The sequence below is a fragment of the Thermus sp. FJN-A genome (assembly GCF_054655095.1).
This window is the reverse complement of sequence record NZ_BAAHSC010000169.1, coordinates 53,021-76,541: the sequence shown is the minus strand read 5'-3', so window position 1 is coordinate 76,541 and position 23,521 is coordinate 53,021. Positions and strand designations below refer to the sequence as shown.

Below are 23,521 nucleotides of genomic sequence, written 5' to 3'. Positions count from 1 at the left end.
CCTTCCTCACTCCTGGGGCCCCCGACCGGGCGCAAGCCCGGTCGGGGTAAAAGGCACCCCTTCCACCGGGCTCGAGGGGCTCGCCGTCTCCCTAGGCCGCATGGGCCCTGCCAGATAGGCCTTCCGCCCCGCCTCCACCGCAAGCCGGAAGGCCGCGGCCATGGCCGGGGGGTCTTTGGCCTCGGCGATGGCGGTGTTCACCAAGACCGCGTCCAGGCCGAGCTCCATCACCTCCGCCGCGTGGGAGGGGAGGCCAAGCCCCGCGTCCACCACCACAGGGGGCAAGGAGGCCTTCTCCCGGGCGAAGAGTTCCAAAAGGGCCCTCGTCCTCACCCCCCAGCCCGAGCCGATGGGGGCGGCAAGGGGCATGACCGTGGCCGTGCCCAGGGCGGCGAGCCTTTTGGCCAGGACCAGGTCCGGCCCCATGTAGGGGAGAACGAGGAAACCCTCCTGGATGAGAAGCTCCGCCGCCCTCAGGGTCTCCAGGGGGTCGGGGAGGAGGTAGGTGGGGTCGGGGATGACCTCCAGCTTCACCCACCGCTCCCCGGTGAGGAGGCGGCCCAGCCGGGCGAGGCGCACCGCCTCCTCGGCCGTTTTGGCCCCGGCGGTGTTGGGGAGAAGCCTAACCCCCTGCAAAGCCTCCAAAAGCCCCACGTGCCCCGGGGCCTTGAGCTCCACCCGCCTCACGGAAACCGTCACCACCTCGGCCCCCGCGGCGGCCAGGGCCTCCCGCATCACCCCGAAGTCCTTGTACTTCCCAGACCCCAGGATGAGGCGGCTTTTAAGCTCTATGGGACCCACCTTCCAGGTGTCCATCTAGCCTCCCTGCATCAGGGCCACCACCTCCACCACGTCCCCGTCCTTCAGGACCCGGTCCGGGGCCTCGAGGCCCGAGAAGGCCTCCTCGTTGAGGAGGATGGCGACCCTTTTAAGCTCCACGCCGAGCTCCTCTAAGACCTCCTTGAGGGTCCTTCCCTCCAAGGGCTTGGGCTCCCCGTTAAGCCACACCATAAAGCCTCTCCCGAAAATCCCTGGCCGCCTTCCCGGGGTCAGGGGCGTCCAGGATGGCCCGGACCACCACGATGCGCCTCGCCCCGGCCTCCAAAACCCGGTCCAGGTTGGCGAGGTCAATCCCCCCGATGGCGTACCAGGGCTTTTCCCCGAGGTTTTCCGCCGCCCAGCGCACGTAAGCGAGCCCCGCCGCGGGCCTGCCCGGCTTCGTGGGGGTCTCCCACACGGGGCCCACGGAGAGGTAGTCCACCCCCTCCTCTAGGGCCCGCAGAGCCTGCTCCGGGGCGTGGGTGGAGCGGCCCACCCTCCCCCCAAAGAAGCGCCGCGCCTCCAAGGGCGTGAGGTCGTTCTGCCCTAGGTGGACCCCGTCCGCCCCCAGGAGGGCGGCGAGGTCGGGGCGGTCGTTCAGGAAGAAGGGCACCCCGTAGCGCCGGGCGAGGGCGAGCATCCTTTCCCCGAGCGCCAGGGTGGGCCGCGCCTCCCAGTCCTTGGCCCGAAGCTGCAAGACCTCCACGCCGCCCGCCAAGGCCCTTTCCGTGCGCTCCAGGGTCTCCGCAAAGGACCAGCCGGGCCTTGGGGTCACCACCAAGTAGAGCCTTCCAAGCAACCTTTCACCCCCTTAAGGCCAGCGGGAAAGGCCCACGCGGCCCAAGGGGGTTGGGTTTTGGGGGGTTGGGGTCTTCCGCATAGGCTTCCCTCCGCCGGCATTACCCGGATCAGGTTCCAAGGGTTGCTGGGATGAACCCAGCTCTCAGCCCCTCCATTGGGGCACCCCTAGCCTGCCCCTCCACTATAGCACGCACCCACCCAGGAAAGGGAACACGGGCTACACTGGAGGAGAACCCATGCGCCCCTACCTAGCCCTAGCGAGCCTCCTCTGGAGCCTCCACCTGGGCGTGGTGGTCGTGGCCGCCCTGGGCCTTCCCGCCCCCAGCCTCGGCCTCGCCCGGAAGGCCCGGGACCAGGGTGCCTCATACCCTTGACTTTCATAGGCTCAATGGTATACCATCCCCTCCAACCCCCGGTCCCCGGGGGTCGGAGGTGAGGGATGGCAGAGCCTGTGGACAGGGCAAGCGGCACGCCCCTGGACCCGGCGGCGGAGGCGGAGATCCGGTACCTGGAGGCCATGATCGCCCGCCTCGAGGCCGGGGAGGAAGACCCCGAGGACTTCCGGGTCTACCGCCTCAAGAACGGCATCTACGGCATCCGGGGACGCCCCGAGCACCACATGATCCGCATCAAGCTCCCCGTGGGGCGGATCACCCCGGAAGGCCTTAGGGTCCTGGCGGATGTGGCCGAGCGCTATGCGGAAAACCGCCTGGCCCACGTGACCACCCGCCAGGCGGTCCAGCTCCACCACGTCCACCGCCGGGACGTGCCCAAGGTCCTAAGGGCGGTGAACGCCGTGGGCCTCACCACCCGGGAGGCCTGCGGCCACTCCATCCGGGCCATCACCTGCTGCCCCTACGCCGGGGTCTCCCCCGAGGAGCCCTTTGACGTCACCCCCTACGCCGAGAGGGCCTACCGTTACTTCCTCCGCCACCCCGTGGGGCAGAACCTCCCCCGCAAGTTCAAGGTGGCCTTTGAGGGGTGCGCCACGGACCACGCCCGCACCCCCATCCACGACATCGGGGTGGTGGCGGCCCTGGAAGGGGGGAAGCGGGGCTTCCGCATCTACGTGGGGGGGGGCCTGGGGGCCGCCCCCATGAGCGCCGAGCTCTTGGAGCCCTTCACCCCCGAGGAGGACCTCCTCCCCACCATGCTGGCCATCATCCGCCTCTTTGACCGCTACGGGAACCGCAAGGTCCTGACCCAGGCGCGGCTCAAGTTCCTGGTGAAGAAGTGGGGCATCGCCGCCTTCCGGGAGGCGGTGCGGGAGGAAAGGCGCATCGTGAAGCTCACCGCCACCGGGGAGGACCTAAGGGCCTGGGCCCCTCCCCAAGAACCCGAACCCCCGAGGCTTCCCAACCCGCCCCAAAAGCCCTTCTCCTTCGCCCCGGGGTTTGACGCCTGGCGGCGCACCAACCTCTTCAAGCAGAAGCAGGAGGGCTTCTACACCGCCATCGTCCGCCTCCCCTTGGGGGACATCACCCCGGAGGGGCTTAGGGCCCTGGCGGAGATCGCCGAGACCTACGCCGCCGAGGTCCGGAGCGCCATCAGCCAGAACCTCCTCCTCCGCTTCGTCCCCGAGGAGGCGTTAGGGGGGCTTTACGAGGCCCTTTTAGAGGCGGGGCTCGCCTGGCCCGAGGCCCACACCCTCCTGGACATCACCCGCTGCCCGGGGGCCGACACCTGCAACCTGGCCATCACCCGCTCCCGGGGGCTCGCCCAGGCCCTGGAGGCCCACCTCGCCGGCCTCCCCCTGGCCCAGGACCCCGGGGTGAAGGCCATCAGCCTCAAGATCTCCGGCTGCCCCAACTCCTGCGGCCAGCACCACATCGCCGACATCGGCTTCTACGGCTCAAGCCGCAAGGTAGGGGAAAGGGAGGTGCCCCACTACGTCCTCCTCCTGGGCGGGCGCACCCGGGAGGGGGAGGCTCGCTTCGGCCAGGTGGTGGGCAGGATCCCCGCCCGCCGGGTCCCCGAGGCGGTGGAGAGGATCCTGAAGCGCTACGAGGCAGAGCGGCAAAACGGGGAAAGCTTCCAGGCCTACCTGGACCGGGTGGGGGCGGCCTCCTTCAAGCCCCTCCTCCAGGACCTCCAGGAGGTCCCCCCTTACGAGGAAGCTCCCGAGTTCTACCAGGACCTGGGGGCCGAAGGGGAGGCCTTCAGCGTGCAGCTTGGGCGCGGGGAGTGCGCCGTTTAGGGAGGAGGCCATGCGCCTCGCCTACGCCGGCCTAAGGCGCAAAGAGGAGTTTAAGGCCCTGGCGGAAAAGCTCGGCTTCACCCCCCTCCTCTTCCCCGTCCAGGCCACGGAAAAGGTCCCCGTCCCCGAGTACCGGGACCACCTGCGGGCGCTTGCCCAAGGGGTGGACCTCTTTGTGGCTACCACCGGGGTGGGGGTAAAAGACCTCCTCGAGGCGGGAAAGGCCCTGGGCCTAGACCTTAGAAAGCCCTTGGAAGGGGCCTTCCGCTTGGCCCGAGGCGCCAAGGCCGCCCGCACCCTAAGGGAGCTCGGCCTTCCCCCCCACGCCGTGGGGGACGGCACCTCCAAAAGCCTCCTCCCCCTCCTTCCCCAAGGCGGGGGCAAAGCCGCCCTCCAGCTTTACGGCAAGCCCCTTCCCCTTCTGGAAAACGCCCTGGCGGAAAGGGGCTACCGGGTCCTCCCCCTCATGCCCTACCGCCACCTCCCGGACCTCGAGGGGGTCCGCCGCCTCGAGGTGGCCGTCCTTGCAGGGGAGGTGGACGCCCTCGCCTTCGTGGCCGCCATCCAGGTGGAGTTCCTCTTTGAGGGGGCGAAGGACCCTCTGGCCCTCAGGGAGGCCCTCTCCACCCGGGTCAAGGCCCTGGCCGTGGGCCGGGTCACCGCCGACGCCTTAAGGGAGTGGGGGGTTAAGCCCTTCTACGTGGACGAGACCGAGCGCCTGGGCAGCATGCTCCAGGGCTTCAAGCAGGCCCTGCAAAAGGAGGTGGCATGGCCTACTTCCCCCTGATGCTGGACCTGAGGGGCCGCTCTGTCCTCCTCATCGGCGGGGGACCCGAGACCTCCATGAAGCTTATGGCTCTCCTCGAGGCGGAGGCCCAAGTCACCGTCCTCGCCGAGGAGAACCGGTTCGGGCTGGAGGGCCTCGCGGCCCAAGGGAGGATCCGCTGGATCCCCCGGGGCTACCGGGAGGGAGACCTAGAGGGCTTCTTCCTGGTCATAAGCCACCCCGAGGACAAGGCCATCCACCCCAAGGTCAAGGAGGAGGCGGAAAGGAAGCGGGTCTTCCTCGTGGCCGTGGACGACCCCCAGAACGCCAGCGCCATCCTCCCCGCCGTCCTTAGGCGCGGGGAGCTTTTGGTGGCTCTTTCCACCTCGGGGGCCGCCCCCGCCCTCGCTGTAAGGCTCAAGGAGCGCCTGGCGGGGCTTTTCCCCGAAGCCTACGGGGAGCTCGTGGCCTTCCTAAGGACCTTGAGGCCCAGGATCGCCCAAATCCCGAGCTTTGAGGAAAGGAAGCGCCTCTGGTACCGGATCGTGGACCAGGCCCTGGAGGCACTGGACCTGGACCCCAAGGAGGGCCTCCCCAAAGCGGTGGCCAAGGCCGAGGAGGCCCTAAAGGAGGTGGAAGCGTGGACAAGGTAAAGGCGGCGAAGGACCTCATACGGGAAGCCCTCGCCCAAAGCAAAGCCCCCTGCTTCACGTGCAGCTTCCAGGCGGAGGACGTGGTGGTCCTCCACCTGCTCCTAGGGGAAAAGCCCGACCTCCCCGTCCTCTTCCTGGACACGGGCTATCACTTCCCTGAGGTCTACGCCTACCGGGACGAGATGCAAAAGAGGCTCGGCTTCCGCCTGGTGAACCTCACCCCAAGCCTCTCCCGGGAGGAGCAGGAGAGGCTTTACGGAAAGCTCTACGAAACCGACCCCGGCCGGTGCTGCGAGATCCGCAAGGTAAAGCCCCTCTTCGCCGCGCTGGAGGCCCACGACACCTGGTTCACGGGGCTCAGGCGGGAACAGTCCCCCACCCGGAGGGACCTTAAGTCCATCGAGGAAGCCCGCCTCCCCTCGGGCCACCGCCTGAAGAAGGTAAACCCCCTTTACGACTGGACATTTAAGGAGGTCTTCGCCTACCTGGCCGTGCAGGACCTCCCCTACCTTCCCCTCTACGAGGAGGGCTACCTCTCCATCGGCTGCGCTCCCTGCACGGCGAAGCCTCTGGACCCCTCGGACCCCCGCTCGGGCCGCTGGGCGGGGAAGAGCAAGCTGGAGTGCGGCATCCACCTGCACGGCAAGGAGGGGTAGATGGCCTTTCTGCTAGGCTTCTTCATCGCCTTCGCCATCGGGGTCACGGGGGTGGGGGCGGGGACGGTCACCGCGCCCCTCCTCATCCTCGCCCTGGGGCTTCCCCCGGAGGTGGCGGTGGGCACCGCCCTCCTTTTCGGCTTCCTGGTGAAGGTCCCCGCCGGGGGGGTCTACCTCCTAAGGGGGCAGGTGGACCCCAAGGCGCTTTTCCGCCTTCTTTTAGGCGGGATCCCGGGGGTGCTTCTAGGAAGCCTCCTCCTCGCCCAGCTCAAAGGGGCCAAGGATTTGGTTCTCCTCCTCGTGGGCCTCACCGTGGTCCTCTCGGCGGGGCTTGGGCTCTGGCGGAGCCTTAAGGGGCTACCCCAAGGAAAGAAGAGACCAGGCCTGCTGCCGCCTGCGGCCTTCGGGATCGGCCTCGAGGTGGGCTTCTCCTCCGCCGGGGCCGGGGCCTTGGGGACGCTCCTCCTCCTCTACGCCACCCGGCTTTCCCCCCAGAAGGCGGTGGGCACCGACCTCCTCTTCGGCCTCGCCCTCGCCCTCTTGGGGGGCGGGGTCCACCTCTACTTCGGCCAGGTGGACCCGGGTCTCCTCCTCGCCCTGGCCTCGGGCGGGGTAGCGGGGGGGCTTCTCGGGGCCCTCTTCGCCACCTGGCTTCCCAAAAAGCCCCTGCGGGTAGCCCTCCTCCTTTGGCTCCTCTTTATCGGAAGCCAACTCATCTACCGGGGGGTAGCCCATGGGTAGGGTCTATTTGGTGGGGGCAGGCCCGGGAAACCCCGAGCTCCTCACCCTCAAGGCCTACCGCCTCCTCAAGGAGGCCCCCGTGGTCCTCCACGACCGCCTGGTGGACGGGCGCATCCTGGATCTTATCCCGGGTGAAAAGGTCTACGTGGGCAAGGAAGAAGGGGAAAGCGCAAAACAAGAGGTGATCCACCGCCTCCTCCTCCGCTATGCCCGGGCCTACCCCTTCGTGGTGCGCCTCAAAGGAGGGGACCCCATGGTCTTCGGGAGGGGCGGGGAGGAGGTGGTTTTCCTCCTCCGGCACGGCGTCCCCGTGGAGGTGGTCCCCGGGGTGACGAGCCTCCTCGCCTCCAGGCTTCCCCTCACCCACCGGGGCCTCGCCCACGGGTTTGCCGTGGTCACCGGCCTCCTGGAGGGAGGCGGCTACCCCGACCTTCGCCCCTTCGCCCAGGCGCCCACCCTGGTGGTCCTCATGGGGGTGAAGCGGAGGGTCTGGATCGCCAAGGAACTCCTCCGCCTGGGGCGCAATCCCCTGGAACCCATCCTCTTCGTGGAACGGGTCTCCACCCCCAAGGAGCGCCGCGTCCTAGCCTCCCTCAAGGAGGTGGCCGAGGGGAAGGTGGCGGTGGAGGCCCCCGCCCTCTGGATCCTGGGCGAGGTGGTGCGCCTCTTTGCCGAGGCCGAGGAGCCCACAGCGGCTTTGGTCCTGGGAGGTGAGCCGTGGTAGAAAGCCTTCCCACTTTGGCGATCGGCGAGGACGAGAGGCTGGACCTGGAGAACCTGGCCACAGGAGCCTTCTTCCCCGTAAAGGGCTTCATGACCCGGGAGGAGGCCCTCTCCGTGGCCCACGAGATGCGCCTCCCCACGGGGGAAGTCTGGACCATCCCCGTCCTCCTCCAGTTCCGGGAAAGGCCCAAGGTGGGGCCCGGGGACACCGTGGCCCTTCTGCATGGGGGTGAGCGGGTCGCCCTCCTCCACGTGGCCGAGGCCTACGGGCTGGACCTAAGGGTGCTCGCCCGGGTCGTCTTCGGCACGGAAAGCGAGGCCCATCCCGGGGTGGCCAAGCTCTACGCCAAAGGCCCCTTTGCCCTGGGGGGCAAGGTGGAGGTGCTCAAGCCTAGGGCCAGGGGTCCCCTGGAAAAGAGTCCGGAGGAGGTACGGGCCTTCTTCCGGGAACGGGGCTGGAAAAAGGTGGTGGCCTTCCAGACGCGAAACGCCCCCCACCGGGCCCACGAGTACCTGATAAGGCTCGGCCTGGAGCTCGCGGACGGGGTCCTGGTCCACCCTATTTTGGGAGCCAAGAAGGAAGACGACTTCCCCACGGGGGTCATCGTAGAGGCCTACCAGGCCCTGATCGCGAGCTTCCTTCCTCAGGAGCGGGTGGCCCTCTTCGGCCTCGCCACCCCCATGCGCTACGCCGGGCCCAAGGAGGCGGTCTTTCACGCCCTGGTGCGCAGGAACTTCGGGGCCACCCACTTTCTGGTGGGCCGGGACCACGCCGGGGTGGGGGGTTTCTACGACCCCTACGCCGCCCACCGCATCTTCGACCAGCTTCCCCCCTTGGGGATCGAGGTCGTCAGGGTGGGGGCGGTCTTCCACTGCTCCCTTTGCGGGGGCATGGCCTCGGAGAGGACCTGTCCCGAGGAGCACAGGGAAGGACGCCTCTCCATCAGCATGACCAAGGTCCGGGCCCTTCTCCGGGAAGGGAAAAGCCCGCCTCCCGAGCTCGTCCGCCCCGAGCTCGTACCCATCCTGCGGCAAGGGGTTTAAACCCGCCTGTACAAGACCCTGGCGAACCGCAAAGGGCCTTTCACGAACGCCCTAACCCAGGCGAAGCCCTTTTCTCCTGGCCAGGGCCAAGAGGCGCAAGGCCCCTTGGGGCTTGGCGGGCAGGTAGAGGTGGACGAAGCTCCCGAGGACCCGCCCGTCCGTGTGCCCTTCCATCTCGCTTCCCCCCAGGCGGCGCCAGGCGGGGCTTGGGGAAGGGGAAAGGTGGGCGTAGTGAAACTCGTGCCCCCTGAAGACCTCTCCCCTTTGCGCCAGGGGGTTATCCCGCACCGCCTCCACCTCCCGGTAGCCGAGGACCGGCCTCTCCCCCATCCGGGCCTCCCCCGGAACCAGGCCCACCATGGGGAAGAACCGCTCCCCCACCCAAAGGCCCTGGGAGAGGTACATGTAGCCGCCGCACTCGGCCACAATGGGCCCAGGAAAGCGGCGGAGGGCCTCCCGCATGGCCCGGTTCTCCGCAAGGCGCTCGGCGAAAAGCTCGGGGTAACCGCCCCCCAGGAGGAGGGCATGGGCCTCGGGGAGGGCTTCGTCCTCGAGGGGGCTAAAGGGAACGAGCTCCGCCCCCAAGGCCTCCAAAAGCTCCAGGCCCTCCGGGTAGTAGAAGGAAAAGGCCCGGTCCCACGCGTAGGCCACCCGCACCCGCGCGGGGCGCTTCTCCGGCAGGAAGGGCCTGGCCTCAGGGAGGGGCGGGGCGGAGGCGGCCAGGGCCAGGAGGGCCTCCAGATCCACCCGGAAGGCCCGGCGCAGGGCCTCCAGGGGCGGGGCCGCCTCCCCGGCCAGGACCAGGCCCAGGTGGCGCTCGGGGAGGGCGAGGGCGGGGTCCTGGGGGAGCCAGCCCAAGAGGGGAAGGCCCACCGCCTCGAGGGCCTCCCGGAGGATCCTTGCGTGCCGCTCTGAGCCCACCCGGTTGGCGAAGACCCCCACCACCCGCACCCCGGGGTCGTGGGCGGCAAAGCCCTGGGCCAGGGGAGCGATGGAGCCCGCCATGCCTTGGGCGTCCACCACCAGGGCCACGGGGGCCTTAAGGAGCCTCGCCACCTGGGCGGTGGAGCCCACCCGCCCCAAGGGGTCCTTGCCGTCAAAAAGGCCCATGACCCCTTCAATCAGGGCGAAGTCCGCCCCCCTCGCCCCGTGGCGGAAGAGGGCGAGGAGCCCCTCCCCGTCCAGGAAAAACCCGTCCAGGTTGTAGGGCTTCCGCCCGGCGGCGGCCTCGAGGTGAGTGGGGTCAATGTAGTCGGGGCCCACCTTGAAGGGCTGGACCCTTAGGCCCTGCTCCTTCAGGGCCAAGAGGAGGGCCAGGGAGACCGTGGTCTTGCCGGCGCCCGAGTGGGGAGCGGCGAGGAGGAGGCGCATCAGTGCTCTATCCCCCTCTGGGCGGGCACGCCCTGGTCAAAGGCGTGCTTAACCTTCCGCATCTCCGTCACCGTGTCCGCCAGGTGCAAAAGCGCCTCGGGGGCCCCCCTTCCCGTCACCACCACGTGCACGTGGGCGGGCCGGGCGCGCAGGGTGTCCAGGAACTCCTCCAGGGAAATCCAGCCGTAGCGCAGGGGGTAGGTGGCCTCGTCCAGGATCACGAGGTCGTAGGCCCCGGAGAGGAGGGCCTCCTTGGCCCTAAGCCAGCCCTCCTGGGCCAGCCCGGCCGAGCGGGCGAGGTCCCGGCTCCTCCAGGTAAACCCATCCCCCAGGCCCTCGATGGGGATGCCCAAAAGGCCCAGAGCCCGGTGCTCCCCGAAGCGGGCGGTCTCGTGCTTCAGAAACTGGAAGATCCGCACCTTAAGCCCCCTCCCATGGGCCCTTAGGGCGAGGCCGAAGGCGGCGGTGCTCTTGCCCTTCCCGTCCCCGGTGTACACCAGGAGAAGCCCCCGCCTCTCCCCTTGGGGCCTCTCGTAAGGCTTCAGCCGCCCAGGCTCCTCCACAGGGCATAGCTTACCAGGGAGGCCAGCTCGCAAAAGGCGATCATGGCCCCGAGCACGTCCCCGCTCAGGCCCCCAAGGCGGAGGAAGGCGAGCCGCGCCACCCCCCAGGCGACCAGGAAGGCCAGGAGGGCGGGGGCGGGGTAGAGGAGGGGAAAGGGGAGGGCCAGGGCCAAGGGGAGGTGCCAGGGCGCCCCCCGGATGAGGCCCGCCATCCCAGGGTGGAGCAGGGGGTAGCGGGAGAGGAGGGGCAGCACGGCGAAACGGGCGAACCCGGGGAAGAGGAGGAGGAAAAGGGGGTCTTGCACCAGGGCCAGGGCCTGCCCGAGGAGGAGGAGGTAAACCCCTCCTACCCCGAAGGCGAAGGCCCCCAGGTGGGGGTCCTTGAGGATGGCCAGCCGCCTCTCCCTGGGCTTGGCGCCCAGGAGGGCATCGGCGGTGTCCAGGAGGCCGTCCAGGTGCAAAAACCCCGTGAGGCCGAGGAGGAGGGCGAGGAGGAGAGCCCCCTTTAGGCCGGCGGGGAGGGGGAGGAGGGAAAGGAGGGCGAGCCAAGCCCCCAGGGCATAGCCCACCAGGGGGAAGAAAAGGGCGGCCCGGCGGAAATCCTCCGGGGTGGCCTCCTTGGGGGCCAGGGGGAAGACGGTGAGAAGGGCGAAGGCCAGGCGCAGGGGGCGCACGCCTAGCCCCCCTCGGGCACCCCCGCCTCGGCAAAGGTGGCCATGTGGAGGATGCGGGCCGCGGCCCGGAGGAGGGGCATGGCGAGGACCGCCCCCGTCCCCTCCCCTAGGGCCAGGTCCAGGTCCAAAAGGGGCCTCAGGCCCAGGGCCTGAAGGGCCAGGCGGTGCCCCGGCTCCCGGGAGAGGTGGCCCGCGAAGAAGTGGCCCCGGATTTCGGGCAGCAGCCTCCAGGCCAAAAGCGCCCCGCTCGTCACGGGGAAGCCGTCCAGCACCAAGGGAAGGCCCGCCTCGTACCCCTCCAGGTAGACCCCGGCGATGGCGAGGAGCTCGAGCCCCCCCACCTCCGCGGCCACCGCCAAGGGGTCCATATTGGGCCGGAGGCGGGCGAGGGCCCTGGCCACGGCCTCCCGCTTCCGCCTAAGCCCCTCCTCCCCCACCCCCGTCCCCCGGCCCACCACGGCCTCCGGGGGAAGGCCCAAGAGGGCGGCGGTGAGGGCGGCCGCCGCGGTGGTGTTGCCGATGCCCATGTCCCCGGCGGCGAGGATCGTGGCCCCCTCCGAGATGGCCCGTCTCGCCGCCTCCCTGCCCGCCTCCAGGGCCCTTTGGGCCTCCTCCAGGGAGAGAGCGGGCCCTCGGGCAAGGTTTCCCGTGCCGGGGCGCACCTTGGCCTTGAGGAGCCTGGGGTGGTCGGGGAGCGCCCCGATGACCCCCACGTCCAACACGTAGACCTCGCAGTCCGCCACCCGGGCGAACTGGTTGATAGCCGCCCCGCCTCCGAGAAAGTTCAGGACCATGGCGTGGGTGACCTCCTGGGGGTAGGCGGAGACCCCCTCGGCCACCACCCCGTGGTCGGCGGCGGCCACCACCACCGCGCCCCGGCCAAGCTCCGGCTTCACCCGCCCCTGGATCCCCGCCAGGCGCAGGGCCACCTCCTCCAGGTGGCCCAGGGAGCGGGGGGGCTTGGTGAGCCTGGTCATCCGGACCTCGGCCTCTCGCAAGACTTCCGCGTCCATCCCGCGGAGGAGTATACCTTGGGACATGGAGCTTTGGCTCGTGCGCCACGGGGAGACCCTTTGGAACCGGGAGGGAAGGCTTTTGGGCTGGACGGACCTCCCCCTCACCGAGGAGGGGAGGGCCCAGGCGCGAAGGCTCAAGGGGCTCCTCCCTCCCCTTCCCGCCTACAGCTCCGACCTCCTCCGGGCCAGGGAGACGGCGGCGCTCGCGGGGTACACGCCCCTTCTGGCCAGGGAGCTCCGGGAGATTCACTTCGGGGCGCTGGAGGGGGCCCTTTGGGAGACCCTGGACCCCCTCCACAAGGAGGCCCTCCTCCGCTTCCAGGGCTTCCATCCCCCTGGGGGGGAGAGCCTTTCCGCCTTTCAGGAGCGGGTCTTCCGCTTCCTGGAAGGGCTAGGGGCCCCCGCCCTCCTCTTCACCCACGGGGGAGTGGTCCGGGCGGTTCTCAGGGCCTTGGGGGAGGACGGCCTCGTGCCCCCGGGAAGCGCGGTGGTGGTGGACTGGCCCAAGAAGGTGCTCGCCCGCCCCTCCCTTGACGGGGAGGGAGAGAAGGGGTAAAACACGGGCGAGAGCGGCCGGGGTGCCCTAGGGCCCGGATGTCCTGGGGCGGCAAAGGGGGAAGACCGGTGAAAGTCCGGCGCTGTGCCGCAACGGTAACCGGCCCAAAGCGATAGGCCTAGCGTCTTGGCCGGAAGCCCGAATACCCGCCCCGGCGCGCGCCTCACCTGCCCCCGAGCAGGGGCGAAAGGAGGCAAGCATGGGAAAAGACCTCGGTTTCCGGCTTAAGGCTCCGGTTCTTGCTCCCGCAAAGGAAGGTGCCCCGTGACGGGCCTCGAGCTCTTGGCCGTGGCCCTGGGGATGCGCCACGGGGTGGACCCCGACCACCTGGCGGCGGTGGACGGGCTTTCCCGGGTAAGGCCCTCACCCCTTAACGGGGTCTTCTTCGCCCTGGGGCACGGGGCCATCGTCACCCTCCTCGCCTTCCCTGCGGCGGCCCTCCTAAAGCGGGTGGACCTCGAGGCCCTCCACCTCCCCGCCTTCCTCCTCCTCCTGGTGGCGGCCCTGAACCTCCACCGGCTCCTGCGGCCCGCCCCCCTAGCCCCTCCGGGGGGGCTTCCCCTCTTAAACCCCCTCCTCCTCGGCCTCCTCTTTGGCCTCGGGTTTGAGACGGCAAGCCAGCTCTCCGCCCTGGCCCTTTCCGCGGAGCTTTCCCCCTGGCGCCTCGGGGCCCTCTTCACCCTGGGGATGCTCCTCGTGGACGGGGTGGACGGGCTTCTGGCAAGCCGCCTCCAGAACCTGGCCCAAGACTCCCTCAGGGCGGAGAGGGCGAGCCGGGTTCTGGGCTGGGCGGTGGTGGCCGTGGCCCTCCTCTTGGCCCTGGGAGAGCTTGGGGGGGTGGACCTCGAGGCCTTTGCCCTGCCCTTGGGCCTCGGCCTCTTCGGCCTCCTCGTCTCCCTGAGGCTCTACGCCCTGAGGCCCGCATGAGCCACCCCTACCCCCCGCCCCGGGACAAGAAGGGAAGCCGCATCGGCTTCACCACGGGGGCGAACGCCGCCGCCGCGGCCAAGGCCGCGGCCCTCGCCCTCCTTGGGGAAACCCCGGAGGTGGTGGACATCTGGCTTCCCGCGGGGTGGCGGCAACCTTTCCGGGTGCATCGGCTGGAGCGGAAGGCGGATGGGGTCCTGGTGGGGATGATCAAGGACGCCGGGGACGACCCCGACGTGACCCACGGGGCGGAGATCCAGGCCTTTGTGCGCTTCGCCAGCGAAGACCGCCTGGAAGGGGGCGAGGGGGTGGGGGTGGTGACCAAGCCAGGGCTTGGGGTGCCCGTGGGGGAGCCCGCCATCAACCCCGTGCCCAGGCGGATGATCTTTGAGGCGGTGCGGGAGGTGACGGAACGGCCCTTGGCCATCACCATCGCCATCCCCGGGGGGGAGGGGCTCGCCAAGAAGACCTTAAACCCTAGGCTCGGGATCCTCGGGGGGCTTTCCGTCCTGGGGACCACGGGGGTGGTGAAGCCCTACTCCACCAGCGCCTTCCGCATGAGCGTGGTCCAGGCGGTGGGGGTGGCGCAGGCAAACGGCCTTTTAGAGATCGTCGCCACCACGGGGGGCAAGAGCGAGCGCTTCGCCCAAAGGCTCCTCCCCCACCTCCCGGAGATGGCCTTCATCGAGATGGGGGACTTCGTGGGGGACGTGCTTAAGGCCGCCAGGAAGGTGGGGATAGAGGTGGTGCGCATCGTGGGGATGATTGGGAAGATCTCCAAGATGGCCGACGGCAAGACCATGACCCACGCGGCCGGGGGCGAGGTGAACCTCTACCTTCTCCTTTCCCTCCTCAAGGGGGCGGGGGCAAGCCAGAGGGCCCTCAAGGAGGCGGAGGGGGCGGCCACCGCCCGGCGCTTCCTGGAGCTCGCCCTGGAGGAAGGGCTGGAGCTCTTCTTCGTGAACCTCGTACGCCTCGCCCAGGAAAAGCTCCAGGCCTACATCGGGGAAAGGCCCTTCGTGAGCGTGGCCCTCACGGACTTCGACCAGGGCCGGTGCCTCGCCGCCTGGCCCGATAGGGAGGTGTACCGTGGATGATCTGATCAAGGCGCAGAAAAACCCCGCCCACCAGATGACGGAAAAGGGGCGGGCCATCGAGGAGGAGAGCTTCCGCATCGTGGACGAGGAAGCGGGGCCCCACGGCTTTTCCCCCCTGGAGTGGCCCGTGGTGCGCCGGATGATCCACGCCACCGCCGATTTTGAGTACAAGGCGCTCACCCGCTTTAGCGAAGGGGCGGTGGAGGCCGGGCTAAAGGCCATCCAGAGGGGAGCGCAGATTCTGGCGGACGCCCGGATGATCGCCTGCGGCCTGAACCCAGAAAGGCTCAGGCTCTTCGGCAACGAGGTGGTGGAGCTCCTCGCCCACCCCGAGGTGGTGGAAAGGGCCAAGGCGGCGGGGGGCACCCGGGCCGAGGCCGCGGTGGCCTACGCCTGGGAGAAGGGGCTCTTGGACGGGGCCATCGTGGGGGTGGGAAACGCCCCCACCTTCCTCCTCGCCCTGGTGGAGGCCATCCGGAAGGGGGCGAGGCCTGCCCTGGTCCTGGGGATGCCCGTGGGGTTCGTGAACGTCCTGGAGGCCAAGCGGGCCCTCATGGAGGCCCCGGTGCCCTGGATCGTGACGGAGGGGCGGAAGGGGGGAAGCCCCCTGGTGGTGGCCGCCCTCCACGCCCTGATCCGCCTGGCGGCGGACGGGGGGGTGGACACCTCCAAAGCCCACAGGGAGGGGTAGATGGTCTACGTGATCGGGATGGGCGCGAGGGGCCGGGAGGGCCTGAGCCTAGAGGCCTTAAGGCGCCTGGAGGAGGCGGAGGTCTTGATCGGCGGCAGGCGCCACCTCGCCCACTTCCCCGAGCACCCCGGGGAGAAGGTGCCCGTCCAGGGCCCCCTGGAGGCCCTCTTGGACCTGGCAGCAGAAAGGGTGAAGGCGGGGAAGAAGGTGGCCTTCTTGGCTTCGGGAGACCCCCTCTTCTACGGGATCGGCAAAAGGGTCCTGGAGCGCTTCCCCGAGGCCGAGGTCCATCCCGCCCCCACCGCCTTCCAGGAGGCCTTCGCGAGGCTTAGGCTCCCCTGGGACCAGGCCCGCTTCTTTTCCCTCCACGGGAGGCCTTTGGGCGGGGTGCTTTTGGAAATCAGCCTCTCCCCCCTCGCCGTGGTCTACACCGACCCCGAGCACACCCCGGCGCGGATCGCCCGGGCCCTCCTGGAGATGGGCGTGGACGCCCGGGCCCATGTGGCGGAGCGGCTTGGGGAGGAGGGCGAAAGGGTGCGAAGCTTCGCTAGCCTCAAGGAGGTGGCCCAAGAAGGCTTCCTGGATCCCAACGTCCTCATCCTGGAGGCCAAAAGGCCCCTTCCCCCCCGCCTCGGCTTCTTCCCCGACGAGGCCTTTGAGCAAAGGATGCCCAGGAAGGGGCTCATCACCAAGCGGGAGGTCCGCCTCCTCGCCCTGGGCCTCCTCGGCCTTCCCCCGGACGGGGTGCTCTGGGACATCGGGGCCGGGACGGGAAGCGTGGGGATCGAGGCGGCGAGGCTCGCCCCCTGGGGGGAGGTCTACGCGGTGGAGAAGAACCCCGAGTCCTGGCCCCACATTGAGGAGAACGCCCGCCGCTTCGGGGCCTTTAACCTCGTCCTGGTCAAGGGGGAGGCCCCAAAGGCCCTTCAGGGCCTCCCCGCCCCCCACGCCGTCTTCGTGGGGGGAAGTGGGGGGGAGCTCGAGGCCGTCCTCCAAGTGAGCCTGGAAGCCCTAAGGCCCGGGGGGAGGCTCGTGGTGGCGGCCATCACCCTGGAGAACCTCCTCGCGGCCTACGGCTTCCTGAAGGGAACGGGACTCCCCCTGGAGGGCTTCCAGGTCCAGGCGAGCCGGGTGGTGCCCCTCGCCCGTTACCACCGCCTCGAGGCGCACAACCCCATCACCCTCCTCGCCGTGACCAAGGAGGGGGCATGAAGCTCTACCTGATCGGCCTGGGCCCCGGCGACCCCGAGCTCCTCACCCTGAAGGCGCTAAGGCTCATCCAGGAGCTTCCCGTGCTCTTCTACCCGCAGGAGGAAGGGAGGGAGCCCCTCGCCCTGGGGATCGCCAAGCCCTTCCTCCCCGAGGGCAAGCCCCTCCTCCCCCTCCCCCTCTTCACCGGGGGGGACCCCGAAAAGGCCAGGAGGGCGAAGGAGGAGGCGGCGAGGAGACTTCGGGAGGCCCTTTCCCGTTACGGGGAAGGGGGGTACCTGGTTCTCGGGGACAGCCTCCTCTACGCCTCCCCCGTGAACCTCCTCCCCCACCTGGAGGGGGTGGAGGTGGAAGCCGTCCCCGGGATCAGCGCCCACCAGCTGGCGGCAGCCCGGGTCCTAAAGCCCTTGGCCATGGGGGAGGAGGGCTTCGCCGTGGTGGCGGGCCTGAGGCCCCCGGACCCCGAGGGCCTGGGACGCTTCCGGGCGGTCTTCGTCTACAAGGCCAAGCACCTCGGGGCCCTGAGGGAGGCCTTCCCCGGCTGGGAGGGGTGGGCCTTCCTGCGGCTTGGGATGCCCGGGGAGAAGGTCCTGCCCCTGGGGGCGGCCCAAAGGCAGGACTACTGGACCCTGGTGGGGCTGTGGCGGAGGGGGGATGAGGCCTAGGGTGCACGTGGTGGGCGGGGGGCCTGGGGACCCGGAGCTCCTCACGGTGAAGGGGGCAAGGCTCTTAGGGGAGGCCCACTTCGTCCTCTACACGGGAAGCCTCTTCCCCGAGGCGGCGCTGCGGGGGCTCGCCCCGCGGGCGGAGCTTCGGGATTCCAAGGGGATGGTCCTGGAGGAGATCGTGGGGACCCTGGCCGCGGAGGCGCGGAAGGGAGGGGTGGTGGTCCGGCTCCACTCGGGGGACCCGGGGCTATACGGGACGCTTCTGGAGGAGAAGGAGGCCCTGGAGGCCTTAGGGGTGGGGGTGGAGGTGGTGCCCGGGGTCACGGCGGCCTTCGCCCTAGCCGCCAGGGCGGGCCTTGCCCTCACCGTCCCGGAGGTGGCCCAGGCGGTGGCCTTCACCCGGCTTGGGGTGCGCACCCCCGTGCCCGAGGGGCAGGACCCGAAGGCTCTTGCCCGCAAGGGCCTTACCCTTGCCGTCTACCTCTCGGGGATGCACCCCAAGAGGCTTTCCCGGGAGCTCCTAGAGGCGGGGCTTCCCGGGGACACCCCGGTGCTCTACGGCCACAGGGTGGGCCAGGCGGGGGAGGAGGTGGGGCTTACGGACCTCAAGGGCCTCGCCCACCTCCCTCCCCGGGACACCACGGTCTACCTGGTGGGGGAGGCCTTGAGGGCGAAGGGGGCAAGAAGCCGGCTTTACGACCCTAGCTTTAAACACCGCTACCGGAGGTGAGGGATGGGCGCGCTCTTTTTGGTGGGCATGGGCCCTGGGAACCTCGGGGGGCTTACCCAGAGGGCCCGGGAGGCCTTGGAAGGGGCGGAGGTGGTCATCGGCTACAGCACCTACATCAAGCTCCTGGAGGAGATGGGGCTCCTTGCGGGCAAGGAGGTGGTCAAGAAGGGGATGACGGAGGAGCTGGACCGGGCGGAGGAGGCTCTGGAGCGGGCCCTTTCCGGCCAGAAGGTGGCCCTGGTCTCCGGGGGGGACCCCGGGGTCTACGGGATGGCGGCCCCCGTCTTGGAGCTCATGGAGGAGCGGGGCCTAAGGCGGGTGGACGGGGGCGTGGGCCTTCCCGGGCGGTTCGCCCTGGAGGGGAAGGAGGTGGTCCTGGAGGTGGTCCCGGGGGTTACGGCGGCCAACGCCGTGGCGAGCCTTCTCGGAAGTCCCCTCGCCCACGACACCTGCCTTCTCAGCCTCTCCGACCTCCTCACCCCCTGGCCCCTCATTGAGAAGCGGCTTCACGCCGCGGGGCAGGGGGACTTCGTGGTGGTCCTCTACAACCCCCAAAGCAAAAGGCGGGACTGGCAGCTTCGGCGAAGCGCCGAGATCCTCCTGGCCTACCGCCCCAAGGAGACCCCGGCCGCCCTGGTGAAGAGCGCCTACCGGAAAAGGCAGGAGATCACCCTCACCACCCTGGAGGGGCTTAGGGAGGCGGAGGCGGGCATGCTCACCACGGTGGTCATCGGCAACAGCCAAAGCCGCTTTTACGAGGGAACCTTCCTCACCCCGAGGGGCTACGCCCTGAAGTACGACCTGGACACCAAGGAAGCCCTCCCCGGGGAAACCCCAGGGCTTTCCCTAAGGAGGCGGGATGCCTGAGCTTGGGCCCTTGCGCCCCGAAAGGGTCGCCGTTTACACCCTGACCCTCCCCGGGCTTGCCGTGGCGGAGAGGATCCACAAGACCCTCCCCGGGAGCGCCCTCTACGCCGCGGCCAAGTACAGGGGCCTCTCGGAGGGGGCGGTCTACTTTGAGGAGCCGATCAAGGAACTCCTCCTCAAGACCTGGCCCCTCCACGACGGCCACGTCTTCGTCATGGCCGCGGGGATCGTCCTCCGGGCCATCGCCCCCCTCCTCCTGGACAAACGGGTGGACCCCGCCGTCTTGGTGGTGGACCTCAAGGGGCGCTACTTCGTCCCCCTCCTCGCCGGGCACCTGGGCGGGGCGAACCCCTTAGCCCGCCACCTCGCCGAGGCCCTAGGGGGTGAGGCCGTCCTCACCACGGGAACGGACAGCCTAAACGCCCCCGCCCCCGACCTCCTGGCGAAGGCCCTGGGGGCCCGGGTCCCCGACTGGAAGCCCCTTAAGGAGGTCTCTGCCCTCCTGGTGGACGGGAGGCCCGTGGGGTTTTACTCGGACTGCGTGGACCTAAGCCCCTTGGGCCGCTACCCCATGGTGCGGGTGCTCGCGGCCCCCCGGGGGGAAGGGGTGGAGGGGATGGTCCTCTTCACCGTGCGCAAGGCCTTCCCCCTCCCCGTCCCCGCCCTCTTCGCCCACCCCCCCGCCCTGGTTCTGGGAATCGGGTGCAACTGGGGGACCCCCCTGGAGGAGATCCGGCGGGAGGTCTTCGCCTTCCTGGAGGAAGGGGGCTTCGCCCGGGAAAGCCTAAGGGTGCTCGCCACCGCGGAGCTCAAGCGGGACGAGCCGGGGCTTTTGGCCTTCGCCGAGGAGATGGGCCTCCCCTTGCGCTTTCACCCCAAGGAGGTCCTGAACGCCCAGAGGGTCCCCAACCCCTCCGAGGCCGTCTTCCGCCACACGGGGCTATGGGGGGTGGCGGAGGCTTCGGTCCTGGCGGAAGGGGCGAGGCTTCTCGTGGAGAAGACGAAGCGGGGGAACCTCACCCTGGCCTTGGGGGTCCTCCCTTTGCAGGTCCCCGAGGAGGCCCTGCCGTGATCCTCCTCGCCGCCCACGGCTCCCCCGACCCCAGGGCCCAGGCCCTGGCCCAGGGGCTCAGGAAGGGGCTGGAAAGGCGGCTTGGGGAGGAGGTGCTTTTGGGCTTCATCGAGTACCAAAGCCCCACCCTCCTGGAAGGCGCCCTGGAGCTGGGCCGGCGGGGGGGCGGGGTGGTCCTCCCCCTCCTCCTTCTCGGGGCGGGGCACCTGAAGGCGGACCTCCCCCTGGCCCTGGAGGCGGCCAGGGCCCGCTATCCGGAGGCCCGCTTCCTCCTGGCGAGGCCCTTAGGCCCTCACCCCGCCCTGGTGGCCCTTTGGGCGGAGCGGCTTAAGCGCAAGGGGGCCACTTCCGCGGACGGGGCGGTCCTGGTCCTGAGGGGCGGCACCGACCCCGGGGCGAACGCGGAGGGAGCGGCCCTGGCCCGGCTCATAGAGGAAAAAACCGGGGTGCCCACGGTCCCCGCCTACGCCGCCAAGGCGAGGCCCACGCCCAGGGAGGCCCTTCTGCGCCTTGCCGCCTTGAGGCCGAGGAGGGTCTACCTTCTCCCCCACCTCTTCTTCCGGGGGGTGGTGGAGGAGAGGCTTCGGGGCCGGGTGGCGGGGCTGGACCTGGAGGTCCTCCCCCCCCTCATGGGCCATCCTGCCCTCCTCGAGGCCCTCGAGGGCCGCTACCGCGAGGCCCTGGAAGGGGGGTACGCCCCTTGCGACACCTGCCGCTTCCGCTTCCCCGTGGGGCGCTTCGCCCCCAGGCGCGAGGCCCAGATCGCGGGGCTAAGGGCCCTCCGCCACGCCCTCTTCGCCCCGGGCCGCCACCCCCACGGGCCCTTCACCCACCTCCTCCTCTGCACGGGGGAGGCCTGCCGGGAGGCGGGGGCCCATCCCCTTCTGCGGACCCTAGAGGAGGTCCTGAAGGATCTGGGGCCCCTGGTCCAGCTCACTCCCACCCCCTGCTTGGGCCGCTGCGGCAAGGGGCCCGTCCTCATCGCCTACCCCGAGGGGGTGGTCTACGGCGGGATCGCCCCAGAGGACGCGCTTCCCTTGCGGAAGGTCCACCTGGAGGAGGGAGAGGTCTATCGGGAAAAGCTTTTGGAGGTGATCTAGATGGCGTGCCACGAGCTTTCGGCCCTAAGGATTGCGGTTGGGGAACTTTTGGAAAAGGAGGTCCACGACCTCCTCCACGAGCGGGAGGAGCTTGCCCCCGTGCTCGGGGAAAGGCCCGAGCTTGGGCGCCTCGCCGCGGCCAAGACCCTCCCCGCCCTGGAGGCGGCCCTAAAGGAGGCCCTCCTCCACTTGGAGGAAAAGGCGGCTAAAGAGCCCGAGGAGCCCTACTGGCGGGGGCTTCTCCTGGCGGTGGAGGCCGTGGAGGGGCGGCTACGGGCTTTGAGGGCGGAGGCCGAGGCCCTCTACCAGGACCTGGACAGCCTCCACCACCGGCTCCACCGTCTCTTTCCGAGGAGGCGATGAGGGGCAAGGTCTACCTGGTGGGGGCGGGGTTCGGGGGGCCGGAGCACCTCACCCTGAAGGCCCTGAGGGTCCTGCAGGAGGCCCAGGTGGTCCTCCACGACCGCCTGGTCCACCCGGGAATCCTCGCCTTGACCAAGGGGGATCTCCTCCCTGTGGGCAAGGAGGGCTACGGGGCGAAGACCCCCCAGGAGGCCATCACGGCGAGGCTCATCGCCCTGGCCCGGGAGGGGCGGGTGGTGGCCCGGCTCAAGGGGGGGGACCCCATGGTCTTCGGGCGCGGGGGGGAGGAGGCCCTGGCCTTAAGGCGGGCGGGCATCCCCTTTGAGGTGGTTCCCGGGGTGACGAGCGCCGTGGGGGCCCTCTCCGCCCTGGGCCTCCCCCTCACCCACCGGGGGCTCGCCCGGAGCTTCGCCGTGGCCACGGGGCACGCCCCTGGCCTTCCCCTCCCCCGGGCGGACACCCTGGTCCTCCTCATGCCCCTCCACGCCCTGGCGGGGCTCAAGGAAAGGCTTTTGGAGCACTTCCCTCCGGAAACCCCCCTCGCCCTCCTCGCCCGGGTGGGCTGGCCGGGGGAGGCGGTGCGGCTTGGCCGGGTGGAAGACCTCCCGGGCCTAGGGGAAGGGCTTCCCTCCCCGGCCCTTCTGGTGGTGGGGGAGGTGGTGGGGCTTTATGGCGAGCTCTTGGGCCTTTAGCGAGGCGGAAAGGGAGGCCGTCTACCGCGCCCTCCTCACCCGGCGGGACATCCGCCATTTTCGGCCGGACCCCATTCCGGAGGAGGCCCTGGAAAGGCTCTACCGGGCTTTCCACGCCGCCCCCAGCGTGGGCCTCACCCAGCCCTGGGCCCTCGTGGAGATCCGGGAAAGGGCGACCAAGGAGAAGGTCTTCGCTTCCCACCAGAGGGCCCGGGCCAGGGAAAGGGGGCTCTTCGGGGAAAAGGAGCGGCGGGTCTACGACCGCCTGCGCCTCGAGGGCCTCCTCGAGGCCCCCCTTCACCTAGCGGTCTTCCAGAGGCCCGTCCCGGAAAGCCTCGGCCACCACACCATGCCCGAGACCCTCGCCTACTCCGTGGTCCTGGCCATGGGCAACCTCTGGATCGCCGCCCGGGCCGAGGGGATCGGGGTGGGGTGGGTGAGCATCCTGGACCCGGGAGAGGTGGAGAGGCTTTTGGGGGCTCCGCCGGGTTATCGGCTCTTGGCCTACCTCTGCCTGGGCTACCCCCGGGCCTGGCCGGAGGAGCCCCTTTTGCGGCGGGCGGGCTGGCGGCGGGGAGGGCCCCTTCCCCGCTATTCTGAGCGCTTCCCGTGAGCCTCCTCCTCGCCCTCCTCCTGGACGCCCTCTTCGGGGAGCCCCCCTCGAGGTTCCACCCCGTGGTCTGGATGGGGCGGTACCTCGCCTGGGCCTGGAGGAGGGTCCGGGGCTTCCCGTCCGGGGCCTTCTACTGGGCTTTGGGGGCCCTCCTCTTCGCCCTGCCCGCCTTTCTCCTGGACCTCCTCCTGAGGCCCTTGGCCTGGGGGTGGGTGGTCCTGGGCCTCCTCCTCAAGCCCCTCTTCAGCCTGAGGATGCTCCTCGCGGAGGTCCACGGGGTGGAGCGGGCCTTGGCGGAGAGTCTGGAGGCCGGGAGGAGGCGCCTATCCCGGATCGTGAGCCGGAAGACGGAAGGGCTTTCCCAGGAGGAGGTACGGGAAGCGGCCCTAGAGAGCCTGGCGGAGAACCTCTCGGATAGCCTCCTCGCCCCCCTCCTCTACTACGCCCTCTTCGGCCTTGGGGGGGCCATTCTCTACCGCTACGCTAACACCGCGGACGCCATGTGGGGCTACCCGGAGCACGGGGCGAGGGGCACCTTCGCCGCCCGGGCGGACGACCTCTTGAACCTGCTTCCAGCCCGGCTCACCGGGCTTCTCCTCTGTCCCCCAAGGCTTTGGAGGAGGCTCCTCCGGGAAGCCCGCAAGACCCCTTCCCCGAACGCGGGCTTTCCCATGGCCGCCCTGGCCCTAAGGCTCGGGGTCCGCCTGAGGAAGCGGGAAGCCTACGCCCTCAACCCCGGGGCCCCTTCCCCGAGGGCCCAGGACACGCGGAAGGCCCTCTGGCTCGTGGGAGGCCTGGGCTACGGGGCGGGACTCCTTCTGGCCGCGGCCACGGGGTACGGGTTCGGCCTTCTCCTTCACGGAGTCCCCTAGCGGGGAAGCAGCCTGGGCACCCCCCAGTGGATTGAAGGCC

General features: G+C 69.9%; 29 protein-coding genes and 2 riboswitches. Of the genes, 22 read left to right on the top strand and 7 right to left on the bottom strand.

Features of this window, described 5'->3' with window-relative positions:
- Nucleotides 1-6 precede the first annotated feature (6 nt).
- Genes ACYQ0J_RS04685 through thiE form a run of 3 tightly spaced genes read right to left on the bottom strand, consistent with a single transcriptional unit; the run spans nt 7 to nt 1,618 of the window.
- On the bottom strand, nt 7-816 hold the full coding sequence (locus ACYQ0J_RS04685; RefSeq protein ID WP_460171022.1) for a thiazole synthase: 810 nt from the start codon (nt 814-816) through the stop codon (nt 7-9).
- Entirely contained in the window at nt 817-1,011 is a 195-nt protein-coding gene (gene thiS, locus ACYQ0J_RS04680; RefSeq protein WP_460171021.1) for a sulfur carrier protein ThiS, read from the bottom strand. It lies immediately after the preceding gene.
- Complete coding sequence (gene thiE, locus ACYQ0J_RS04675; protein WP_460171020.1) at nt 998-1,618, bottom strand: thiamine phosphate synthase; 621 nt, start codon at nt 1,616-1,618, stop codon at nt 998-1,000. Before thiE ends, thiS begins: the two co-directional genes overlap by 14 nt.
- Before the next feature lie 69 nt (nt 1,619-1,687).
- Nucleotides 1,688-1,797, bottom strand: a riboswitch (TPP riboswitch).
- Nucleotides 1,798-1,856: 59 nt separating this feature from the next.
- On the opposite strand from thiE, the gene ACYQ0J_RS04670 reads away from it, so the two are divergent.
- From ACYQ0J_RS04670 to ACYQ0J_RS04635, 8 genes are all read left to right on the top strand, one after another.
- Nucleotides 1,857-1,994 carry a hypothetical protein gene (locus ACYQ0J_RS04670; protein WP_460171019.1) on the top strand — a complete coding sequence of 46 codons (138 nt, stop codon included), beginning with the start codon at nt 1,857-1,859 and terminating at the stop codon, nt 1,992-1,994.
- A 65-nt stretch (nt 1,995-2,059) separates the two neighbouring features.
- Nucleotides 2,060-3,817 carry a nitrite/sulfite reductase gene (locus ACYQ0J_RS04665; protein WP_460171018.1) on the top strand — a complete coding sequence of 586 codons (1,758 nt, stop codon included), beginning with the start codon at nt 2,060-2,062 and terminating at the stop codon, nt 3,815-3,817.
- Nucleotides 3,818-3,827: 10 nt separating this feature from the next.
- Nucleotides 3,828-4,604, top strand: a complete 777-nt coding sequence (locus ACYQ0J_RS04660) for a uroporphyrinogen-III synthase (RefSeq protein WP_460171017.1) — start codon at nt 3,828-3,830, stop codon at nt 4,602-4,604.
- Entirely contained in the window at nt 4,586-5,236 is a 651-nt protein-coding gene (locus tag ACYQ0J_RS04655; protein ID WP_460171016.1) for a precorrin-2 dehydrogenase/sirohydrochlorin ferrochelatase family protein, read from the top strand. The genes ACYQ0J_RS04660 and ACYQ0J_RS04655 overlap by 19 nt, the downstream gene beginning before the upstream one ends.
- The gene (locus ACYQ0J_RS04650; RefSeq protein ID WP_460171015.1) at nt 5,224-5,892 is read left to right on the top strand and encodes a phosphoadenylyl-sulfate reductase; all 669 of its coding nucleotides are present in this window, start codon (nt 5,224-5,226) and stop codon (nt 5,890-5,892) included. The genes ACYQ0J_RS04655 and ACYQ0J_RS04650 overlap by 13 nt, the downstream gene beginning before the upstream one ends.
- Nucleotides 5,893-6,633 (top strand): sulfite exporter TauE/SafE family protein, encoded by a 741-nt coding sequence (locus tag ACYQ0J_RS04645; RefSeq protein WP_460171014.1) that lies wholly within the window; start codon nt 5,893-5,895, stop codon nt 6,631-6,633.
- On the top strand, nt 6,626-7,357 hold the full coding sequence (gene cobA / locus ACYQ0J_RS04640) for a uroporphyrinogen-III C-methyltransferase (RefSeq protein ID WP_460171013.1): 732 nt from the start codon (nt 6,626-6,628) through the stop codon (nt 7,355-7,357). Before ACYQ0J_RS04645 ends, cobA (ACYQ0J_RS04640) begins: the two co-directional genes overlap by 8 nt.
- Nucleotides 7,351-8,400 (top strand): sulfate adenylyltransferase, encoded by a 1,050-nt coding sequence (locus tag ACYQ0J_RS04635; protein WP_460171012.1) that lies wholly within the window; start codon nt 7,351-7,353, stop codon nt 8,398-8,400. The genes cobA (ACYQ0J_RS04640) and ACYQ0J_RS04635 overlap by 7 nt, the downstream gene beginning before the upstream one ends.
- A gap of 51 nt (nt 8,401-8,451) precedes the next feature.
- On the opposite strand, the gene ACYQ0J_RS04630 is transcribed toward ACYQ0J_RS04635, so the two are convergent.
- From ACYQ0J_RS04630 to cobT, 4 genes are read right to left on the bottom strand one after another with little or no spacing between them, the layout of a single operon-like run.
- On the bottom strand, nt 8,452-9,771 hold the full coding sequence (locus tag ACYQ0J_RS04630) for a cobyrinate a,c-diamide synthase (RefSeq protein WP_460171011.1): 1,320 nt from the start codon (nt 9,769-9,771) through the stop codon (nt 8,452-8,454).
- On the bottom strand, nt 9,771-10,334 hold the full coding sequence (gene cobO / locus ACYQ0J_RS04625; protein WP_460171010.1) for a cob(I)yrinic acid a,c-diamide adenosyltransferase: 564 nt from the start codon (nt 10,332-10,334) through the stop codon (nt 9,771-9,773). The genes ACYQ0J_RS04630 and cobO overlap by 1 nt, the downstream gene beginning before the upstream one ends.
- A complete protein-coding gene (locus tag ACYQ0J_RS04620; protein ID WP_460171009.1) occupies nt 10,313-11,008 on the bottom strand; it encodes an adenosylcobinamide-GDP ribazoletransferase in 696 nt (231 codons plus the stop codon). The genes cobO and ACYQ0J_RS04620 overlap by 22 nt, the downstream gene beginning before the upstream one ends.
- A 2-nt stretch (nt 11,009-11,010) precedes the next feature.
- Nucleotides 11,011-12,021, bottom strand: coding sequence for a nicotinate-nucleotide--dimethylbenzimidazole phosphoribosyltransferase (gene cobT, locus ACYQ0J_RS04615; protein ID WP_460171008.1), 1,011 nt, complete (start codon nt 12,019-12,021; stop codon nt 11,011-11,013).
- Nucleotides 12,022-12,046: 25 nt separating this feature from the next.
- Here cobT and ACYQ0J_RS04610 point away from each other — a divergent pair, with 25 nt between their 5' ends.
- From ACYQ0J_RS04610 to cbiB, 14 genes are all read left to right on the top strand, one after another.
- On the top strand, nt 12,047-12,580 hold the full coding sequence (locus tag ACYQ0J_RS04610) for a histidine phosphatase family protein (RefSeq protein WP_460171007.1): 534 nt from the start codon (nt 12,047-12,049) through the stop codon (nt 12,578-12,580).
- A gap of 16 nt (nt 12,581-12,596) precedes the next feature.
- Nucleotides 12,597-12,736, top strand: a riboswitch (cobalamin riboswitch).
- A gap of 108 nt (nt 12,737-12,844) precedes the next feature.
- A complete protein-coding gene (locus ACYQ0J_RS04605) occupies nt 12,845-13,507 on the top strand; it encodes a HoxN/HupN/NixA family nickel/cobalt transporter (protein WP_460171006.1) in 663 nt (220 codons plus the stop codon).
- Nucleotides 13,504-14,604 carry a cobalt-precorrin-5B (C(1))-methyltransferase gene (locus ACYQ0J_RS04600; RefSeq protein ID WP_460171005.1) on the top strand — a complete coding sequence of 367 codons (1,101 nt, stop codon included), beginning with the start codon at nt 13,504-13,506 and terminating at the stop codon, nt 14,602-14,604. The genes ACYQ0J_RS04605 and ACYQ0J_RS04600 overlap by 4 nt, the downstream gene beginning before the upstream one ends.
- Entirely contained in the window at nt 14,597-15,295 is a 699-nt protein-coding gene (locus tag ACYQ0J_RS04595; RefSeq protein ID WP_460171004.1) for a precorrin-8X methylmutase, read from the top strand. The genes ACYQ0J_RS04600 and ACYQ0J_RS04595 overlap by 8 nt, the downstream gene beginning before the upstream one ends.
- Entirely contained in the window at nt 15,296-16,507 is a 1,212-nt protein-coding gene (gene cbiE / locus ACYQ0J_RS04590; RefSeq protein ID WP_460171003.1) for a precorrin-6y C5,15-methyltransferase (decarboxylating) subunit CbiE, read from the top strand.
- Nucleotides 16,504-17,169, top strand: coding sequence for a precorrin-2 C(20)-methyltransferase (locus ACYQ0J_RS04585; RefSeq protein WP_460171002.1), 666 nt, complete (start codon nt 16,504-16,506; stop codon nt 17,167-17,169). The genes cbiE and ACYQ0J_RS04585 overlap by 4 nt, the downstream gene beginning before the upstream one ends.
- Nucleotides 17,159-17,902 carry a cobalt-precorrin-4/precorrin-4 C(11)-methyltransferase gene (locus ACYQ0J_RS04580; protein ID WP_460171001.1) on the top strand — a complete coding sequence of 248 codons (744 nt, stop codon included), beginning with the start codon at nt 17,159-17,161 and terminating at the stop codon, nt 17,900-17,902. Before ACYQ0J_RS04585 ends, ACYQ0J_RS04580 begins: the two co-directional genes overlap by 11 nt.
- Nucleotides 17,903-17,905: 3 nt before the next feature.
- On the top strand, nt 17,906-18,769 hold the full coding sequence (cobJ, locus tag ACYQ0J_RS04575; protein WP_460171000.1) for a precorrin-3B C(17)-methyltransferase: 864 nt from the start codon (nt 17,906-17,908) through the stop codon (nt 18,767-18,769).
- Nucleotides 18,762-19,841: a cobalt-precorrin 5A hydrolase gene (locus tag ACYQ0J_RS04570; protein ID WP_460170999.1), complete on the top strand. Its 1,080-nt coding sequence runs from the start codon at nt 18,762-18,764 to the stop codon at nt 19,839-19,841. The genes cobJ and ACYQ0J_RS04570 overlap by 8 nt, the downstream gene beginning before the upstream one ends.
- Nucleotides 19,838-20,941, top strand: a complete 1,104-nt coding sequence (locus ACYQ0J_RS04565; protein ID WP_460170998.1) for a CbiX/SirB N-terminal domain-containing protein — start codon at nt 19,838-19,840, stop codon at nt 20,939-20,941. The genes ACYQ0J_RS04570 and ACYQ0J_RS04565 overlap by 4 nt, the downstream gene beginning before the upstream one ends.
- Complete coding sequence (locus ACYQ0J_RS04560; RefSeq protein ID WP_460170997.1) at nt 20,942-21,304, top strand: DUF3209 family protein; 363 nt, start codon at nt 20,942-20,944, stop codon at nt 21,302-21,304.
- Nucleotides 21,301-21,996, top strand: coding sequence for a uroporphyrinogen-III C-methyltransferase (gene cobA, locus ACYQ0J_RS04555; RefSeq protein ID WP_460170996.1), 696 nt, complete (start codon nt 21,301-21,303; stop codon nt 21,994-21,996). Before ACYQ0J_RS04560 ends, cobA (ACYQ0J_RS04555) begins: the two co-directional genes overlap by 4 nt.
- Nucleotides 21,974-22,609: a 5,6-dimethylbenzimidazole synthase gene (gene bluB / locus ACYQ0J_RS04550; RefSeq protein ID WP_460170995.1), complete on the top strand. Its 636-nt coding sequence runs from the start codon at nt 21,974-21,976 to the stop codon at nt 22,607-22,609. The genes cobA (ACYQ0J_RS04555) and bluB overlap by 23 nt, the downstream gene beginning before the upstream one ends.
- The gene (cbiB, locus tag ACYQ0J_RS04545) at nt 22,606-23,481 is read left to right on the top strand and encodes an adenosylcobinamide-phosphate synthase CbiB (RefSeq protein ID WP_460170994.1); all 876 of its coding nucleotides are present in this window, start codon (nt 22,606-22,608) and stop codon (nt 23,479-23,481) included. The genes bluB and cbiB overlap by 4 nt, the downstream gene beginning before the upstream one ends.
- Nucleotides 23,482-23,521 lie beyond the last annotated feature (40 nt).